The sequence below is a fragment of the uncultured Aquimarina sp. genome (assembly GCF_947492405.1).
Classification (GTDB): domain Bacteria; phylum Bacteroidota; class Bacteroidia; order Flavobacteriales; family Flavobacteriaceae; genus Aquimarina.
Genome location: NZ_CANLMP010000005.1, coordinates 241,009 through 261,504, shown reverse-complemented (window position 1 = coordinate 261,504; position 20,496 = coordinate 241,009). Strand labels below are relative to the sequence as shown.

The 20,496-nt window shown below is 34.3% G+C and carries 8 protein-coding genes; 7 read left to right on the top strand and 1 reads right to left on the bottom strand.

Annotated elements, in window-relative coordinates; all coding sequences use genetic code 11:
* Positions 1-43: 43 nt before the first annotated feature.
* From Q0829_RS18620 to Q0829_RS18590, 7 genes are all read left to right on the top strand, one after another.
* Positions 44-1,711 carry a tetratricopeptide repeat protein gene (locus tag Q0829_RS18620; protein WP_298545945.1) on the top strand — a complete coding sequence of 556 codons (1,668 nt, stop codon included), beginning with the start codon at positions 44-46 and terminating at the stop codon, positions 1,709-1,711.
* 77 nt (positions 1,712-1,788) lie between these two features.
* Complete coding sequence (locus tag Q0829_RS18615; RefSeq protein ID WP_298545944.1) at positions 1,789-2,553, top strand: hypothetical protein; 765 nt, start codon at positions 1,789-1,791, stop codon at positions 2,551-2,553.
* Positions 2,554-2,703: 150 nt separating this feature from the next.
* Positions 2,704-5,616, top strand: a complete 2,913-nt coding sequence (locus Q0829_RS18610) for a T9SS type A sorting domain-containing protein (RefSeq protein WP_298545943.1) — start codon at positions 2,704-2,706, stop codon at positions 5,614-5,616.
* A gap of 256 nt (positions 5,617-5,872) precedes the next feature.
* On the top strand, positions 5,873-11,815 hold the full coding sequence (locus Q0829_RS18605; protein ID WP_298545942.1) for an immunoglobulin-like domain-containing protein: 5,943 nt from the start codon (positions 5,873-5,875) through the stop codon (positions 11,813-11,815).
* 78 nt (positions 11,816-11,893) lie between these two features.
* Positions 11,894-18,097, top strand: a complete 6,204-nt coding sequence (locus Q0829_RS18600; protein WP_298545941.1) for an immunoglobulin-like domain-containing protein — start codon at positions 11,894-11,896, stop codon at positions 18,095-18,097.
* 175 nt (positions 18,098-18,272) lie between these two features.
* The gene (locus tag Q0829_RS18595; protein ID WP_298545939.1) at positions 18,273-18,872 is read left to right on the top strand and encodes a LysE family transporter; all 600 of its coding nucleotides are present in this window, start codon (positions 18,273-18,275) and stop codon (positions 18,870-18,872) included.
* A 57-nt stretch (positions 18,873-18,929) separates the two neighbouring features.
* Positions 18,930-19,430 carry a DUF1761 domain-containing protein gene (locus tag Q0829_RS18590; protein ID WP_298545937.1) on the top strand — a complete coding sequence of 167 codons (501 nt, stop codon included), beginning with the start codon at positions 18,930-18,932 and terminating at the stop codon, positions 19,428-19,430.
* A gap of 49 nt (positions 19,431-19,479) precedes the next feature.
* Here Q0829_RS18590 and Q0829_RS18585 read toward each other — a convergent pair whose 3' ends face one another.
* A complete protein-coding gene (locus Q0829_RS18585; protein ID WP_298545935.1) occupies positions 19,480-20,493 on the bottom strand; it encodes a metal-dependent hydrolase in 1,014 nt (337 codons plus the stop codon).
* Between the last annotated feature and the right edge of the window lie 3 nt (positions 20,494-20,496).

Genomic DNA, 20,496 nt, shown 5'->3' with positions numbered 1-20,496 from the left:
TGTTATAGGATTCTAATTATAACTTTTAGTAAGTTTGTAAATAATGAAAAAATATACAACCCCATTCTTACTGTTGTTTTCTTTTTTACTCTTCTCTCAAGAAAAGGATACTATCTTGACCCGTCTGCAAAAAGAGGTTAGAGAAGCCATTGTTGATACTACAAAAGTAAAAACGATGTTGCAACTCGGAGAGTACCAATTAAACAGAGATTTTGATAAAGCAGAAGGACATTTTATCAAGGCTTTAGACTTAATTAAACATAAGAAAGAAGACTATTACGTGCCCTTTCGTGCAGCATTGTACGTGCAGATGGGAGTGGTAAATCGAAGAAAAGCAAACTATCCAGAAGCTATTGAATATTACTTAAAGGCAATGAAATATTATGAGCAATTAAAGGACTCTTCTGGTGTTGGCGATGTATATCACAATATGGCTATGGTATACCGTTATCAAAAAGAGCACAGAAAAGCTATTGAACATTTTAAGAGCTCTATTTCATTAAAACAACTCGTTCGAGATTCTGTTGGCTTGGGAATGGTATATAATATGTTAGGAGTTTCCTATCGGCAGAATAAACAATTGGACTCTGCATTGATATGTTATAATAAAGCAAAAGCACTATTTACGTCTGTTAACAATCAAGATAATATATATCGTGTCAATAATAATATGGGGGTATTGTACCAGAGCCTTCAAGAATATGATAAAGCCCTTAAGATACAATTTGAAAATTTAGATCGTTGCAGGCGTTTAGGAAAAAAGCTTTCTATGTGCGTAACGCATTATAATATTTCGTCGGTGTACAAAGGAAAAAAAGAGTGGAAACAGTCCTTAAAACATTCAGATTCTTCATTACAAATAGCTCTTGAAGAAGGTTTTGAAGAAAGAGCATCAGTAGCCTATCGAAGAAAAAGTTTTGTCAATGCTAAAATGGGAGATTTTGAAGATGCTTATGAAAACTACCGTAAGTTTAATAGAGCATCGGATAAGATTTTCAATTTAGAAAATGAAAAAAAAATTCAAGCGCTTGAGTTGAACTACGAATTTCAAAAAGAAAAACAAACCGATAGCCTACAGTTTGTGCAAGAAAAAAGAGAAGTAGAGTTAATTGCTATATCAGAAGCATCAAAAAAGAAATTGTATTTCGCATTATTACTAGTTACACTTGTTGGAGGTAGTGTTATTGGATATCTCATACGACGCAATTATCAACAGCGTTCTAAACTTGCTAAAGCAACTTATGAGAGTGAGAAAAAGATATTAGACCAGGAAATTATAACTAAAGAAAAAGATATTAAAAGATTGATTGCGGATAATAGTATGCGCCTGGCTTTTAAAGAAGAATTATTGGATACGATAAAAAATGAAGTAACCTCTCAGGATCCGAAAAACATAAAACAATCTTTAAACTCCCTTACCACTCAATTACGATTGCAAATTGAAACCGAAAGTAGGCTATCTGATCTTCAGGAAAAGATTGATCAGGTAAATACAGATTTTGACAAGATACTCCAGCAATCATATCCTGAATTAACCAAAGGAGAAAGAGAAGTATGTGCCTTATTACGTCTCAATTTATCAATTAAGGAGATTATGACTATTCGTAATGTATCAGTAGATTCTGTCAAATCTATGCGACGTCGTATCCGTAAGAAAATGAATGTGCCTTCAGAAATCGAGCTCGAAAAGTTCATTCGGGAATTAGTTTAGCTAGAAATATTGTTTTCTTGCTGCACCCGTCTAAATATTTTAACTTTAATCGTCATTGCCAATAGCTTTAGGAGAAAGTGCTCTACTACTTACTTTCTGCTTATAGTATAGCGCACTTATCTCCAGAACTTTTCAAGATGACACCTTTTGACACCACTACTTTCTTGGCAGAGCCTATAGTTGTAATTAATATTACGGACTCTAACCTTAGAACCTGCAATATGATTAAGCTATTAAACAGTTATATGATAGCATATATATTCTTTTTAAACACCGAAATAGTAACTTCCGCAGTTGTTATTTTGAGTATTATAATTATTACATTTTTTATCAGGAAGAATGTATACGATCGTTCAAAAATCAACCGAATCACCAAAGAAAAAAATAGATTAATAGAGAGGCTTACAATAAAGGAAGAACAAATAAAAAGTTTGATGGCAGATAACAGTATGCGCTTAACATTTAAAGAAGAGTGGTTGGCAAAATTAAAAAATGATGTAATGGTTACTGCCGATGCTAAAGAACTAAGAGAATCACTGAATTCTTTGATAGCGCAACTAAGACTTCAGATTGATACAGAAAATAAGTTAGCAGGACTTCAGGAAAAGATAGATTATCATAATATTAGTTTTGATACAACACTTAAGAAAATGTACCCTGATTTAACAAAGGGAGAACGAGAAGTATGTGCACTACTTCGTTTAAATCTTTCTATTAAAGAAATAATGATCATTCGCAATGTAACAGCAGATTCTGTAAAATCAATGCGCAGACGTATTAGAAAGAAGATGAATCTTTCTCAGGAGATAGAACTAGAAAGTTTTATTCAACAATTAGTCTGATATAGAAATACACTACTGTTTTTAACGTATGCGAACTTATTAGTTTTGTTAAAAATAAAAAATGACACCTTTTGACACCAGTAAAATTGGGTGTCCCTAACAAGTTTCTAATAGTTTTGTCAAGAAATAAACCTTTAAAAGCCCCTTATTATGAGAAAACTATTACCCTTCTTTTTAGCAGTTTTTTTAGTACCCTTTAATGATATGATTGCTCAGACTGGCAATCAAATTTCTGGAGCAGCAATTACTCCTAATCAATCAAATACAAGCAATACACCTTTTCCCTATGATGGTACAACAACATTTACTCCGGGATCATCACTGACTACTGGAGATTGGAATCTTATTCTTGGACCTGGTGCGGGTGCTTCCTTAATTTCTGACTCGAGAAATGTTTTAATAGGAGGTATGGCAGGTGCTAAGCTTACCGATCGAGATAATATCGTTATTGGAACATTTGCCGCTGATCAGACTGAGGGAAATTTTGACAATGTATATATAGGAAATTATGTCGCTAGATATGCTACAGGTAATGATAATGTGGTAATTGGTCATCGCGCAGGGCAGGTTTTAACAACTGGGTTTGATAATGTAATAATAGGAGAACAAGCAGGATTTAGATTAACCGAAGGAAGAGATAATGTACTTATAGGGGAAGATGCAGGATATGAATTGACTACTGGTAATGATAATTGTTTTATAGGAAGTAATGCGGGGTTAAACACTACAACAGCTAGCGGCAATACTTTTGTTGGTGGAGAAGGTGATAGTAATATTCCAAGTACACTCGGGAATGGCAGTGATTATGATTTTGTACTTCTTTCGGACGGAGCTGGAGAGCGAAATAGAACGGGTGCAGCCAACACCTTCGTAGGTTCGGGTGCTGGTATGGACAATGTTGATGGTTTTGCCAATACTTTCCTTGGATATGCAGCTGGAGCTAATAATCAACATGCTGATGGTAATACATTTCTTGGATATGGAGCAGGTTGGGATAATAATCGTACTAATGAGCGCAATAATGCTAATAGAAATACTTATATCGGTGTAATGACTGGAGGTACTAATAGGGAAGGCTCCGATAATATAGGTGTGGGATGGAAAGCAGATTTTTCTGGGAATGGTGTTTTTGGATCTTCTGATAATCGTAATCAGCGAAATATCTTTTTAGGTAATTCTGTTTCAGTATTCGGAGATGATCAAGTAATTATTGGGCATCAAGCTAGATCCACCGGTAATAAAGGATCAATTACTATTGGTTCTCAAAGCAGCACGGGAAATTCATACTCTGCTGCGATAGGATATGATGTAGATGTAGTTAATGCAAATACCATGGCATTGGGTGGTGATCAGATTACAAATCGAATGAGCGTAGGTATTGGTACCGTAACTGCGCACGCAAATGCATCTTTAGAATTAGCGGATACTGATAAAGGTTTTTTGATAAATCGTTTAACAACCGCAGAACGAACAGCCATGGAAACTGCAGCAGCAAACGGAAATGCAATAGGAGCTACTGAAGCGGGCATGATGGTATATGATACTGATCTGTCAGCTTTGTTTTTATGGAATGGTACGCAATGGGTCAATTCTACCATAGATACTGATACCGATGATCAAACTATTGATGAATTTCAGTTAAATGGTAATGATTTAGAATTATCCTTACAAGATGATTCTGAAGCTACTAAAGCGGTAGATCTTTCAAAATATTTAGACAATACAGACACACAAAGAATTGACACGCTAATGCTTAGTAGAAATAAAATGATGATATCTCTAGAGAATGATAATGAAAAATTTAAAGAGATTGATTTATCATGGTTCTTACAGGCATTAAGTTTGTCCTCGAATATATTGAGTATTTCGGGGAATCTATCTACGGTTGATTTGTCCGGCTATTTAGATAATACCGATTCGCAGGATTTAGAACTGTCGGGTAATACTTTAAGTTTAACTAATGATAATACTATAGTGGATTTATCGAGTTATTTAGACAATACTGATAGTCAAGAATTATCATTTTTAACAAATACATTAAGTCTTTCAGGAGGTACAAACACTATAGATTTATCAAGTTATTTGGATAATACCGATTCGCAGGATTTAGAACTGTCGGGTAATACCTTAAGTTTAACTAATGATAATACTGTAGTGGATTTATCTGGGTATTTAGACAATACTGATAGTCAGGAATTGTCATTTTTAGCTAACACATTAAGTCTTTCAGGAGGTACAAACACTGTTGATTTATCAGATTATTTAGATAATACGGATGCACAGGATTTAGACTTGTCTGGTAATACATTAAGTTTAACAAATGATGGAACGACCGTAGACCTTACTGGTTATTTAGATAATACGGATATGCAAGATTTAGAGCTGTCAAACAATATACTAAGTCTTACTAATGATGGTACTAGTGTAGATTTATCGCATTATTTGGATAATACAGATGCTCAAACCCTTACATTAAGCAATGGTAATCTAACCATTTCTGGAGGTAATAGTCTCGATATTTCTTCTCTTCAAGATGGAACGGGAACAGATAGTCAAACGCTCGACTTAATAGATGATACATTAAGTATTAGTAACGGTAACTCAGTGGATTTTTCTCCTTATATCAATACAGATGGTCAAGATTTAACTTCAGCTAATTTGGTTGATACAAATCTTACAATCGAGATAGAGAATGGTGCTTCGGTAACCGTGGATCTATCTCCTTTATTAACGGATTTAAGTAATAGATTAGCGGTATTAGAGCAAACCTTAGGTGTCCCAGAAAACAACTTGGGAAAGGCAGAGACAGCTATTTTATATCAAAACATTCCTAATCCATTTAATGGAACATCATCTATAAAATACTACGTACCTAATCACGTATCGAGTGCGGCTATTGTATTTAGCAATACAAGTGGTCAAGTTATGTCTAATGTAGCTATAGAAAATGTAGGAGACGGAGAATTGAATATTAATAGCGATGGACTTTCTGCAGGAACATATTTCTATACTTTGTATGTAGAAGGGAGAAAAATAGATACCAAAAAAATGGTGATTGAGTAGACATGAAAATAAGATACTTAATTCTAATAGTGAGCCTGAAAATAAACTAGATCCTCACAGCTTTCGAAGAAAGCCGTCTTCTTTTATCACAGTGAGAGCCACGCGAACGCTAAGATTACTCAAAGTTTTCGAAGAATACGTACTAACTACTAAAAACGAAGCGTATTAATTAATGACACCTTTTGACACCGTTAAAATTATCTTAAAATCAGCATTTTACATTATTATTGCAACGATTTCTAATAAACCCCTTAATATGAAAAGAATATTACTTTATTTCACTTTAGTATTCTCTAGCTTTTATTCTTATGGTCAGTACACGGCCATTCCTGATACTAACTTTGAAGCTGCACTGCTAGCCTATGATGACGTCCCTAATGATAACCAGATCCTAACGGCTAATATTGTTACGCTAACCACATTAGATGTTTCTAATAGTAATATTACAGACTTGACAGGTATTCAAGATTTTGTTGCCTTAGAGTCACTCTTTGTGCACGACAATAACATTTCGACGATAGATCTTAGTAATCTAGTAAACCTTACTACATTTAGAATTACCCGAAACCAATTAACAACATTAGACTTAAGCAATCAGCCAGCGCTGCAAACCCTTATTGCGGATAATAATGATATTGAAACACTACAAATTAATTCTGCAGTACTGAGATATCTTCAGGTATTTGGAAATAATCTAACAGACATAGATTTAAGTAGCTTTTCTCAATTAGAACAACTATTTATAGGAGAAAATGAACTAACAAGTCTCGATGTTGGTAATAACACTTCATTGTTTAGAGTAGAGTTTTCTGGAAACCAACTAAGAACGATTGATGTTACCGTGTTGCCGGGATTAAGATTTTTTAACGGATCTAATAATGACTTAGTCTTTGCTAATATAAAAAACGGAAATAACCCAGCGATAGAGGATCTTCAGTTACAGAATAATGCTAATTTACATTGTATCCAGGTAGATAATGCTACTGATGCATATGCTGGATTAGGAAACTATGCAGGATGGCAAATAGATGGTGCTACTTCTTCCTATGCAGATCAATGCCTTACAAGGGTACCCGATGATAATTTTGAACAAGCCTTAATAGATGCCGGATACGATACTACTGGTTTAGATAATTTTGTGCCTACGGCTAATATAGCAAGTGTAGTAAGCTTTAATGCGGGTACTGGAGGAGCATTATATAATAAAGGAATTACAGATCTTACGGGTATCGAAGATTTTACGTCGTTAATACAACTATGGAGTGACGGTAATCCTTTAGTGAGTATAGATCTGAGTAAAAATACTGCTCTAAATACAATGGCACTTATAGGCACAGCGTTAACAGATCTGGATCTTAGCGGAAATACACAATTAATTTTCGCAGTTGTTAGAGATAATAATCAATTAACAAGTATAAACCTTAGTGCTAATACATTGCTTACAAACTTAACTATTAGGAATAACTTATTATCTGATATAGATCTAAGCACCAATACAGCATTGACAAAATTGAATATTAACAATAGCTCATTATCAAGTATAGATCTTAGTGCTAATGTTAGATTAGACAGAATATTCATTAAAGATACTCCATTATCAAGTTTAGATCTTAATACGAATACAGCATTAGCAAATTTAGAACTCGATGCTACGGCACTTACAAGTATTGACCTGAGTACAAATACAGCACTTAGTCAGTTAATAGTAAATAACAGCTCGCTTACGAGCCTAGATCTTAGTGCTAATACAGTATTAGACTATCTAGAATGTACCAACAATTTATTGTCTAATTTAGATTTAAGTAATAATGTGCTCTTAGAAGAATTGTATTTATCAGATAATGAATTAACCAGTATCGACCTAAGTACCAATACGGCATTGAACTATTTGTATTGTAATGATAATGAATTAACAAGTTTAGACCTTAACTCTAATACAAATCTTATGGAGTTAGAAGTCAAAAATAATCAACTTACTTTTCTAAATCTAAAAAATGGGACTAATGAGACGGCTGATCTTGATTACTTTAGAGCTACTGGAAACCCTAATCTAAGTTGTATTGAGGTAGATAATGTAACTGCTGCAAATGCAGGAATTGGTAGTTATAATGATTGGATAAAGGATGTTACGGCTTCGTATTCCGAATCTTGTAGGACCTATGTGCCCGATGATAATTTTGAACAAGCCTTGATAGATCTTGGTTATGACTCTGGCCCCTTGGATGATTATGTGCCCACAGCCAATATTGCCGGAGTAACAGAGCTAAGTGTACGTTATGATAATATAGTAGATCTTACCGGTATTCAGGATTTTGTATCGTTAACCACATTACGTTGCGATAATAATGATATTACCAGTCTAGATCTAAGTAAAAATACTGCGTTAATAGATTTAAGATGTCATGATAATCCATTAGGAACTTTAGATCTGAGTGCTAATACATTGCTAACTAGAGTAGATGCGTTTCGTGCAGAATTGACCAATATTAATCTTACTGGACTTACACAATTATCTATTTTAAAAGTTAGTGAAAACTTATTTTCAAGTATAGATTTGAGTACAAATACAAGGTTGACAGAATTAACTATTTCAGAAAATAATGCACTTACTAGTATAGATTTAAGTAGTAATACAGAATTGATAAAGCTATTTGCATTTGAGTGTCAATTAGGAAGCTTAGATCTAAGTGCCAATACCAAAATAGAAGTAATTAATGTTGAAGATAATCTGTTAACCGTGCTTGATATAAGTGCAAACGCAGTGCTAGAAAGTTTAGATATAGAAGATAATCAACTTACAAGTATTGACCTTACCGCAAATACGGCTTTAAGACTTTTATGGTGTGATAATAACCAATTGACTAGTTTGGACTTGAGTACCAATACCAATATTACAAGATTAGAATGTGAAAACAATAAACTTACTTCTCTTAATGTAAAAAATGGAAGTAGTGCCAGTATAAGCACACTTCGTTCAACGTCAAATTTTGATCTTAATTGTATTGAAGTTGATGATCCTAATGCGGCAACTACAGGAACTGGAAATTATACGAACTGGTTAAAAGATGATAGTACTGCCTATGCTGATGGTTGTGTGCCATTTACTTATGTGCCTGATGATAATTTTGAGCAGGCTTTGATCGATTTAACTCTTGATGATGTATTGGATAATTTTGTGGTAACTTCTAATATTTCAGGAGTGACTTCTTTAGATTTGAATACCCAATCTATTGCAGATCTTACTGGTATCGAAGATTTTGCTGCCTTAACTACTATTAATGTAAATGATAACCAGCTTACCCGATTAGATTTGAAACTTAATACAGCTTTAGCTTCTATTCAGGCCAATAACAATCAATTACAGTTTTTTTCTGTAAAGAACGGAAATAATACTAATGTTACTACCTTTTCTGCTACAGGTAATGCAGATTTATTATGTATCGAAGTAGATGATGAAACCGCAAGTTATTTAAGCACCTGGCAAAAAGATACGGCAGCTTCATTTGGTACGGTTTGTACAGCTTGTGTAGTTGATGGAACCAGAATAGAGTCGAAAGCCGAATTTGACCAGTTTATTGCATTATTAGGGACTTGTAACACAGTTAATGGAGATCTAACTATTAGAAATGCAAATGATATTACAGATATATCCGTTTTATCTGGTATCGAGGTAATTAATGGAAAATTATTTATCGGGGATAATGAGTTAATTACAAGTTTAGATGGATTAGAGAATTTGAAGACAGTGACTGATGGGATCAATTTATCTCGTAACGATGTACTTAATAATATTTCTGCCCTTTCCGGAATTGCAAATCCTACTGTGAGTATTACAATATCTGGGAATACAGTCTTAACAGATATCACCACAGTCCTTGATTTTACAGTTACAGAATTAATATTTATAAATGAACAAACATTGGCGCATGATTTGATATTTCCTAATGTAACTACCTTAAGTGGAACAAACACGGGTAATAGTGCAGGTCCAGGGTCTCTAAATTTTAGAGAAATAGGGGCTACTTCAATTAGTTTCCCAAACCTTACGACTATTGAGCACTTTTTCTCTTTTAGAGAGGTAGATGTCGGTTCAGTATCATTTCCTTTATTAACAAATGTCGGAAGATCATTTACAATTGATGGTACTCAAAATACTACAGCGTTTAACTTTAATGCATTACAAACTGTGGATGGTTTTACCTTGGATGAAACCAGTGTAACAGATCTTTCTTCGTTTGCTGCTTTAACCTCTGTAGGGACTTATTTATCTATTAACAATAACCCAAATTTAATAAGTCTGGATGCTCTTAGTAATATTGCATCTACTTCTGGGATTTATTTATATATTAGAAATAACGATGCTTTAACCAGTTTAGAAGGATTAGGTTTTATTACCGGAGCTGTTGAGACCATTACGATTGAAGATAACCTCGTGCTGACTAATATTGATGCTTTAGAAGGTGTAACAACAACAGAGCGTTTTAGTATTACTGATAATGCTCAACTCACCAACATAGATGGGTTGAGAAATATTACCGAGACTACTGAGACGGAAACAGCTTCATATCTGCAATCTACTATATCCGGTAATGCTATTACATCTTTGAATCTAACTAGTTTACGATCAGTAGGAAACCAGTTAAATATTGTTGAAACAGGAGTTACGAACTTCTGTGGATTGTATAGCTATGTTGCGGATGGTGATGGGCAAACAACTCTTAATCTTACCGGCAGCGCGTTTACCATAGCGGATATTTTGAATTGTGAAAATGTTGCTCCAGTCATTACCTTACTAGGAGATAACCCACAGACTATTGAATTAGGCTCTGGCTATACAGAACTAGGTGCTATTACCGATGATGGAAGTACCATTATAATTAATGCTACTGACTTTATAGATGCTGTTGGAAACTATACCATCACATACAATGCAACTAACGTTTCGGGAATGGCATCTGCCGTTGAGGTGATTAGAATCGTAAATGTAGTTGATACTACTGCGCCTGTGATTACGCTAGTTGGAGATAATCCGCAGACCATAGAACTAGGATCAGGTTATACCGAGTTAGGAGCCACTACTGATGATGGGTCTAATGTGATGATCAATGCTACTGATTTTGTAGATGCTTTAGGGAGTTATACAATTACGTACAATGCTACTGACGCTTCGGGTAATTCGGCCATTGAAGTAACACGAACTGTAAATGTAGTGGATACTATGGATCCTGTGATTACATTAGTTGGAAATAATCCGCAGACCATAGAACTAGGATCAGGTTATACTGAGTTAGGAGCCACTACTGATGATGGTTCTAACGTGATGATCGATGCTACTAATTTTGTGGATGCTGTAGGGAACTATACCATTACCTATAATGCTGCAGATGCTTCGGGAAATATGGCAGTTCAGGCGACGAGATCAGTCAACGTTGTGGATACTACGAATCCAACTGTAATTTGTCAAAATATTACCGCACAATTGAATGATACAGGAAATGTAATGATTACCGCTTCTCAGATAGATAATGGTAGCACGGATATCTCTGGTATTGTATCATTTAACTTAGATATTACAGCGTTTGATTGTGCTAATATAGGTGATAACACCGTCTTACTAACAGTTACAGATGCTAACGGGAATAGTAACTTTTGTACGGCTACAGTAACGATAGAAGATTCTATAGATCCTGTGTTTGATGTAGCAACGTTACCTGGAGATATAGAAGTACCTTTTGATACAGGAAATATGTACACACTGGCAGATTTTACGGTTGGTGTCACAGCAACTGATAATTGTGATACAAACAGATCCGTTTTGATCACTACGATTACTCAAAATCCTTTACCAGGTACTTTATTAGGTGCAGGAGATCATGTCATTACACTCACTGTTGAGGACGCTGACAATAATATACAAACAGAAACTTTTATGATTACAGTTAATGGAGTATTAAACATAGAAGATAATGTTATTGCTAACTTAGTTATATATCCTAATCCAGTGCAAAACGAATTTACAATTTCAGGATTATCAACAAAAGTAGATGTAAAGTTACTAAATATAGCAGGAAAACTCATTAAGAGCATTCAAGATTATACATCAAGACCAATCAATGTTCAGCATTTAGAAACTGGCGTTTATTTTATAAGATTAACTTCAGGAGATGCGACAAAAACTGTCAAATTAATTAAGGAATAAATAAAGAGTTTATGGAGTTTTCTAGAATTAGGAAACCTCTATATACTAATAACCTAAATCTATAAGTCCCTTATAATTATGAAACACTTTTACCTACTTATTTTTGCAATATTTATAGGGCCGCAGGTTAACTCACAAACGCTGGTAACTAAAAGGTTTACGCCCTCATCTCCAGTTACTGTAGATGGTTGCGGTACGTATTGTACGATACCAGGATTAGATCCAGTAACCTTTACTGAAGCAGATTTCCCTGGTATAAGTCCTCAAGTTACTCGAGTGACTGTTGCTATTACTTGGTTAAAAACAGCTGGTACTTGTGCCGATCCAACTAATGGAGATGCATTTCATAATGAATCAAATTTTAGAATTGATAGTCCTTCAACACAAGTGGTACTTGCTAGCCCCGGAACTTGGTCTGGAAATGCATCAATAAGTGATGTGGTAACAACAATATTTACTCAAAGCGTATCTAACGTACCTTCAGGAACCCCAACTCTTGGACAATATTTACCCAACGGAGGAAACTTAAACGATTTTAATGACAAGAGTGCTTTGGGAGATTGGAGTTTAAGACCAGGTGATACTGTGGGCCGTGAGCCAATGTGCATTTCTTCTTACACAGTTAAAGTTACAGCTATAAATGATAATATTGATCCAGCAATAACAGTATGTGCTCCAACACCTGTTGATGCTTGTCTTGGTGATACGGTTCCGGATTTAACTGGAAGTGTCACTGCAACAGATAATGTAACAACTGCTCCTGTGATAACACAGTCACCTGTAGCAGGGACGCCATTAAGTATAGGAACAACAACAATAACATTAACGGCTACGGACGCCGCAGGGAATACTGGTACTTGTACTGTAGACCAAACATTAAATGATATTACAGCACCAACTGTAACTGTAACTACGACAGCTACTGAGTGCGATGTCAATAATGGCGCATTAAATTTTTCATTTTTTGACGTGCCAGCAGGAGATACAGTACATTTTAGTATTAACAATGGAGTTTCCTATGATTATTCTTTTAATGCTAGTGTAATATTTGGGAGTGCTAACAACCTTGCAGCAGGAGATTATGATGTAAGGGTTCGTTATAGTAATGCAGATTGCTCATTGAGTTTAGGACGATTTACTATTGATGCACTTGTACCATCATCAGCTTTCATTATAGGGAGTACAGATGAAACTATTTGCGGTATTGATGACGGAAGCATTTCATTTAATTTAATTGACAATCCGGCATATGGTATGGTGGAAATAAGTTTAAACGGAGGTACGAGCTACGATTATATCTTTAATGATAATGCAGGTAATGCTACAATCAATGATTTACCTCCTGGAGATTATACAATCTGGTCACGCTGGGTAGGTGATTCTTGTGGGAAATCGATCGGTACTGTAACTATAGCTGGAGCTCCTGGGATTGTAACTACATTATCTAAAATAGATGCCAGTACTGGTCAGGATGATGGTAGAATTTTTGTCTCGTTTACCGATGATCCAAATCAAACTCAAATTAAGATTAGTATTGATGATGGAGTTACCTATCCATATACCTTTGATGACACTACTGGCAATGCAGAATTATCTGGTTTGGGAGCAAATACATATAATGTATGGGCTAGTTATGGCAATGACACTTGTTTTACAAGTCAAGGAAGTGTGACTATTGCAGAAATAGCGTATACAAGTGTTCCAGACACAAATTTTGAAACTGCTTTAGATGATTTAATGTATGATAATTACTTAGGCGATAATAAAGTGCCTACTTCATTAATCAATTCGGTTACTAGTCTTAATGTAGCTTCAGAAAATATCACTGATCTTACAGGAATAGAAAGTTTTGATGCCTTACAAACTCTTAATATTAGTAATAATAGTTTAAGTGATATAGATGTAAGCACATTATCCAATCTTACTGATTTAGATATTAGCGGTAATAGCATGGAAACAGCTGTGATTTCAGGAAACACAGACTTGAGATCATTTGTAGCTAGAAATGCGGGCTTAACCTCAATGGATTTTTCATCTAATACGTTATTAAGAGAAATCGATATCAACGGAAACAGTTTGACTTCATTGGATTTTACTTTAAATACAGGATTAGAGACCTTAGATGTAGCTTCTAATCAATTAACGCATTTAGATGTTAAAATAGCATCTTATGAAGACATTACTTCTTTTGATGCAAGAAGTAATCCAGGCCTTACTTGTATTAAGGTAGAAAATTCCACATATTCTACAGCTAATTGGACAAATATAGATATACAAACCAGTTATAGCGAATATTGTGAGTACACTGCAATTCCAGATGCTAATTTTGAAGCGGAACTAGAATTACAAGGATATGATAATATTTCTAATGACGGGCAAGTACCTACTGAATTAATTAGCACTTTGACTACTTTGAATATACCATCAAAAAATATTTCTGATCTTACTGGGATAGAAGATTTTGTGGCATTAACAACCTTAACTACTACAGGAAATCCTTTAAATACTATTGACCTAAGTGAAAATATAGCATTAGAAAGTATATCACTACAGCAAACTAAACTTACAAATGTAGATCTAAGTGCCAATACAAAATTAAGATCGATAACAATTACAGATGATCAACTCACAACTATAGATCTTACTGCAAATGTAGTTTTAGAAACTTTACATGTAAATAGTGCATTAGAGGAGTTAGATGTTAGTAAAAATGTAACACTTACTATCCTTACGCTAGATGCAGTTCCTATTACAAGTTTAAATCTAATAGCTAATACGGGTTTAACTTCCTTAACTATTAATGATAGTGATCAATTAACGTCTTTAGACCTTAGTACAAATACTGCTTTAGAATATTTAAAAATCGAAAATAATCTACTACTTACTAGTATAGATTTAAGCACTAATGTTAATCTTGAATATGTATATACAAACAACAGTTCCCTTACATCTCTAGATTTAAATGCCAATCCTTTAGTAAAAGAAATAGAAGCTACTAATAGTCGACTTATATATGTTGGTGTTAAAAATGGCGAAAATAGTTCAACTTTAGAACTACTTAAGGTTACAGGTAATGTAGATTTAGGTTGTGTTGAAGTTGATGATGCTGCAGCTGCCAATTCGGGAACAGGTAATTATGGGAACTGGACTAAAGATGTTACAACACCATATTCAGAAGCGTGCCTTACTAATGTGCCCGATGATAATTTTGAACAAGCATTAAAAAGTTTAAACTACGATGATGTTTTGGACAATACTGTTCTTACTAGGGTTATCAAAGATATTACAACACTTGATGTTAGTAATAAAGACATTGTTGACCCAACAGGAATAGAAGATTTTGTAGGACTAGTAAGCCTTAATATGAAAAGAAATTCAATAATATCCATTGATTTAAGTAATTTATTGGATCTACAAGATTTAAATCTTCAAAGAAACGTTGAGATGACTACCTTAAATCTTGATAATTTATTAAAGCTAAGAAGTTTGATTTCAGATTTTAATAATATTTCTGAATTAACATTGGTATCGCCAGCGCTAATTTCCCTTCAAGTTTTTGGTAATGAATTAACCACATTGGATGTTACAAAATTTACGGAGTTACAAAATTTATATTGTGCTAATAATCAAATTACCGAATTAGATATAACGCAAAACACAAAATTGGAAATACTTAGTTGTAGTAGAAACTCTATTGAATCTCTAGATCTTTCGGGTTCACTACTATTAACAGAAGTTATTGCAAATGACAACGGCCTATTGGTATTGAATTTAAAAAATGGCAATAATAACAGTATTACTACTTTAAGTATTCAAGACAATTCTGGACTTACTTGTGTTAGTGTAGATGATCCAGTAGCTGCCAATGCTGGAACTGGAGTTTATGCCAGTTGGGTAAAAGATGCTTCTGCAAGCTATAATGAAGATTGTACACAACCTGTAATCACATTAATAGGAGAAAATCCTCAAACTATTGAATTAGGTGACGGATATACAGAATTAGGAGCAGCAGTAGACGATGGTTCTATGTTGGTAATCAATGATATTGCGTTTATGGATGTCGTAGGAGACTATACTATTACATATAATGCCACAAATGTAATTGGAAACCCTGCAGTAGAAGTAACAAGAATAGTTAGTGTAATTGACACTACAAACCCAATAGCAATTTGTCAGAATATAAATATTTCTTTGAATCTTTCCGGAACTGCAACTATTACAGGGACACAAGTAGACGATGGTTCTAATGACCTTTCAGGAATAGCATCTTTAGCAGTAAGTCCATCAAGTTTTACGACTAGTGATGTAGGTGCTAACACCGTTACTTTAACCGTTACTGATACTAACGGGAATAGTGAAACATGTACAAGTACTGTTACCGTTGTAGACACTATAGCACCTACAATGGCTTGTCAAGACATTACAGTGCAATTAGACGCAACAGGAAATGTTAGTATTACCGCATCTCAAGTTGATGGTGGTACTTTTGATGCCTCTGGTATTGCATCTTTACATATTGATATCACAGATTTTGATCACACAAATATTGGTGAGAATATGGTAACATTAACGGCCATTGATAATAATGGAAACACTGATACATGCATAGCGATTGTCACTGTAGAAGATAATGTACCTCCAGTAATCACATTAACCGGAGATAATCCTCAGGTTATAGAATTAGGAGACGGATATACAGAATTAGGAGCAATGACGGATGACGGGTCCAATGTTGTGATCGATGCTACTAATTTTGTTGATGCTGTAGGAAATTATACAATTTATTATGACGCTACGGATGCTTCAGGAAATATGGCAGTTCAAGTTACCAGAATGGTGAATATTGTTGATACTACTGCACCAGTGATTATATTAGTTGGTGATAATCCACAAACCATAGAATTAGGATCAGGTTATACCGAGTTAAGAGCCACTACTGATGATGGGTCTAATGTGATGATCAATGCTACTGATTTTGTAGATGCTGTGGGGAGTTATACAATCTATTATGACGCTACTGATGCCTCAGGAAATATGGCAGATCAAGTCACCAGAGTGGTAAATGTTGTAGATACTACTGCGCCAGTGATTACACTAGGTGGAGATAATCCACAGACGATTGAATTAGGGACTGGCTATACCGAATTAGGAGCTACCACCGATGATGGTAGTGATGCTATAATTGATATGTCTGATTTTGTAGATGCTTTAGGGAGTTATACAATTACGTACAATGCTACTGATGCTTCGGGTAATTCGGCCATTGAAGTAACACGAACTGTTAATGTGGTGGACACTATGGCTCCTGTCATTACTTTGATTGGAGACAATCCGCAGATCATAGAACTAGGATCAGGTTATACCGAGTTAGGAGCCACTACTGATGATGATTCTAACGTGATGATCGATGCTACTGATTTTGTAGATGCTGTAGGGAATTATACTATCACCTATAATGCAACAGATACTTCGGGAAATATGGCAGTTCAGGCGACGAGATCAGTCACTGTTGTGGATACTACGAATCCAACCGTAATTTGTCAAAATATTATCGCGCAACTTGATGATACAGGAAATGTAATGATTACAGCTGCTCAGATAGATAATGGTAGCACGGATATCTCTGGTATTGTATCATTTAACTTAGATATTACAGCGTTTGATTGTGCTAATATAGGTGATAATACTGTCTCACTAACAGTTACAGATGCTAACGGGAATAGTAACTTTTGTACAGCTACAGTAATGATAGAAGATTCTATAGATCCTGTGTTTGATGTAGCAACGTTACCTGGAGATATACAAGTACCTTTTGATACAGGAAATATGTACACACTGGCAGATTTTACGGTTGGAGTCACAGCAACTGATAATTGTGATACAAACAGATCTGTTTTGACCACCACGATTACTCAAAATCCTTTACCGGGTACTTTATTAGGTGCAGGAGATCATACAATCACACTTTCTATAGAAGATGGAAATAGCAATGTAACCACCGCAACATTTACAATTACGGTAAACGGCGTGTTAAGTATAGCTGAAAATACCAAAGATCGATTCACTTTATATCCTAACCCTAGTAAAGACCTATTTAGAATTTCTGGATTAAGTAATGAGGCTCGATTAATTATTCGGGATATTAATGGTCGTAATTTAAAAGAAATAGAAATAATAAAAGATCAACCTGTATCTATATTAGATTTACCTAAAGGGGTTTATTTTATTACAATAAATCAAGATAATTCTTTCGAAACTTTAAGGTTGGTAAAGAAAGAATAGATATGCTTTTGTTCTTGTAAAAGGTGCTCTACGAAGTTAAGGGGTCGTAGATACATGAAGTTGCAAGATAAAACCACTTAGTTTACTGGGTGGTTTTTTTATTATCAAAAAGAGGTTATAAAACAACAGTGATTATATATATATTTACAAAAGCTATAATTATTATTCATTGTAAATGTCATTTATAGAAGGCTTTGGTATTGGAGTAGCGATGATCATATTCGTTGGTCCGGTATTTTTTTTATTACTTAACAGTAGTTTTCAATATGGAATAAAAGCAGGAATATCGGTTGCTATTGGCATTATAGTAAGTGATGTTATCTGTGTTGCATTATGTTATTATGGACTTTCTTCTTTTATGACTGCAACACAAAATCAATTTTGGATCGGTATTATTGGAAGTTGTATTCTTTTTGTATTGGGAATTAATTATCTGTTTAAGAAGGCAATACTTACCAAGGATTTATCTGTAGTTTCTAAAAAATGGAGCACATTTTTTATAAAAGGCTTTAGTGTAAATTTTTTTAATCCTTTCGTGTTTGTTGTTTGGATTGGAGTATTTAAATATGGGCAACAAAAATATGAAGATACTACATCGGTTTCAATGTTTTTGATAGCGGTTTTAGCAGGTATTTTAACTACAGATTTGTTAAAGGTATTTCTTTCAGAAAAACTTAAAAAATTCATCTCAGAGTATAGATTAAGTATTTTTTTCAAAGTTACCGGAGTCGTATTATTAATCTTCTCTTTTCGTCTAGCATATTTAGTTTGGTAGCATCTGATGAAATTGATTTTCGTTATATTTGAGAAACAACTTTAAATACTAACTAATATGGAATTCAATTTTTTAATTGTTGTAGCGGCAGCATTTATCCCTATGGTATTGGGATTTATCTGGTATAATCCAAAAGTTTTTGGAACAGCATGGATGAATGCATGCGGATTTACTGCAGAAGATTTAAAAGGCGGTAATATGACGATAATATTTATTGTTTCATTTATTCTAAGTCTTATGTTAGCTTCTTCTCTTCCAACTATGGTGATACATCAAAATGGTTTTTTTCAAACCTTGATGAATGAACCAGATTTAGCAAAGGAAGGTACCGAGGTCTATCAGTATACTCAGGATTTTATGAATAAGTACGGAACTAACTTTAGAACATTTAAACACGGGGCTTTACATGGAGCTATGGCTGGAATATTTTTTGTTTTGCCTGTATTGGGAACTAACGCTTTATTCGAAAGAAAAGGAGCTAAATATATATTAGTAAATGTTGGTTATTGGATTGTATGCCTAGCACTAATGGGAGGCGTAATTTGTGAATTCACCTAATATATTTTGCTAATCATAAAAAAAGGGTTCGATATTTCGAACCCTTTTTTTATGATTTATCTCCAAATACTCTTGCAAAAAGTTTTTTAAGCATTGGAGTAGCATCCTCTACCACGCGTTCTCGTTCTTTAGCCTGTAAATTACCATTTTCATCATAATATAACTCATAACTAAATACGAAACGATTAGCATCTGCACCCATTCCTAATTGACCAAATCTTAGATCATTAAAATAAGTTTTATCATCATCCTTTTCTACAGTATACCAGCCCTCTGTTAATTTAATAAGACGCGGAATTAAAGGATTGTTTTTTAAATCTTCTAATAAATGATGATTCTTAGGAAACTCAGCAAAGTCAATGATATCCGGTTCATCAAGAAATGAATAATAACCGATAAGAAATGAATCTTTAGTTTCTATATTGGCGGTCCATAAAATACTATTAAGTGGAGTAGGGCGCGTTTGTATATTTTCGTATTGTAAGTGTTGATTCTCCAGGTTAACTATGAAATTAGCTTTTGCACCTTGTTGTAAAAAAAGAGTGATTAATAAATATGTAGAACTAAAATATAATCCAAGATTATTAAATTTTCGCCTTTTGGAATGTGTTCTTTTATAAAACATAGCTATAATAAGAAGTATCAAAAAAGGAACCGTATATAATGGATCCACAACAAAAATGTTATTGAAAGCTACTTTGTAGTCCAAAGGCCAGAATAACTGTGTACCCCAAGTCGTAAACGCATCTAGAATTGGATGAGTTAAGAGTCCTAGAAACATCAGTTTAGTCCAATCTTTCCAATCAGCTTCTTTATTTTTATATAGTTTAGCAATCAACCATCCTAGAATAGGAGCCATAAGTATACTAAACAGTATCGAATGCGAAAATCCCCTGTGTAATTCATTCGCAGTGACATTATCAAAAAATAATTTAGCGATTACATCAAGGTCAGGAATCGTTCCCGCAATAGCACCCCATAGAATAGCCTTATTACCGACTTTTTTTCCTATTACAGCTTCGCCTACTGCAGCACCAAGTACAATTTGAGTTAATGAATCCATAGA

Bases quoted from the DNA above. Each gene is read 5' to 3' on its own strand.
- Q0829_RS18620 (WP_298545945.1), top strand. From the start codon at position 44: ATGAAAAAATATACAACCCCATTCTTACTGTTGTTTTCTTTTTTACTC.
- Q0829_RS18610 (WP_298545943.1), top strand. From the start codon at position 2,704: ATGAGAAAACTATTACCCTTCTTTTTAGCAGTTTTTTTAGTACCCTTT.
- Q0829_RS18605 (WP_298545942.1), top strand. From the start codon at position 5,873: ATGAAAAGAATATTACTTTATTTCACTTTAGTATTCTCTAGCTTTTAT.
- Q0829_RS18600 (WP_298545941.1), top strand. From the start codon at position 11,894: ATGAAACACTTTTACCTACTTATTTTTGCAATATTTATAGGGCCGCAG.
- Q0829_RS18595 (WP_298545939.1), top strand. From the start codon at position 18,273: ATGTCATTTATAGAAGGCTTTGGTATTGGAGTAGCGATGATCATATTC.
- Q0829_RS18590 (WP_298545937.1), top strand. From the start codon at position 18,930: ATGGAATTCAATTTTTTAATTGTTGTAGCGGCAGCATTTATCCCTATG.
- Q0829_RS18585 (WP_298545935.1), bottom strand. From the start codon at position 20,493: ATGGATTCATTAACTCAAATTGTACTTGGTGCTGCAGTAGGCGAAGCT.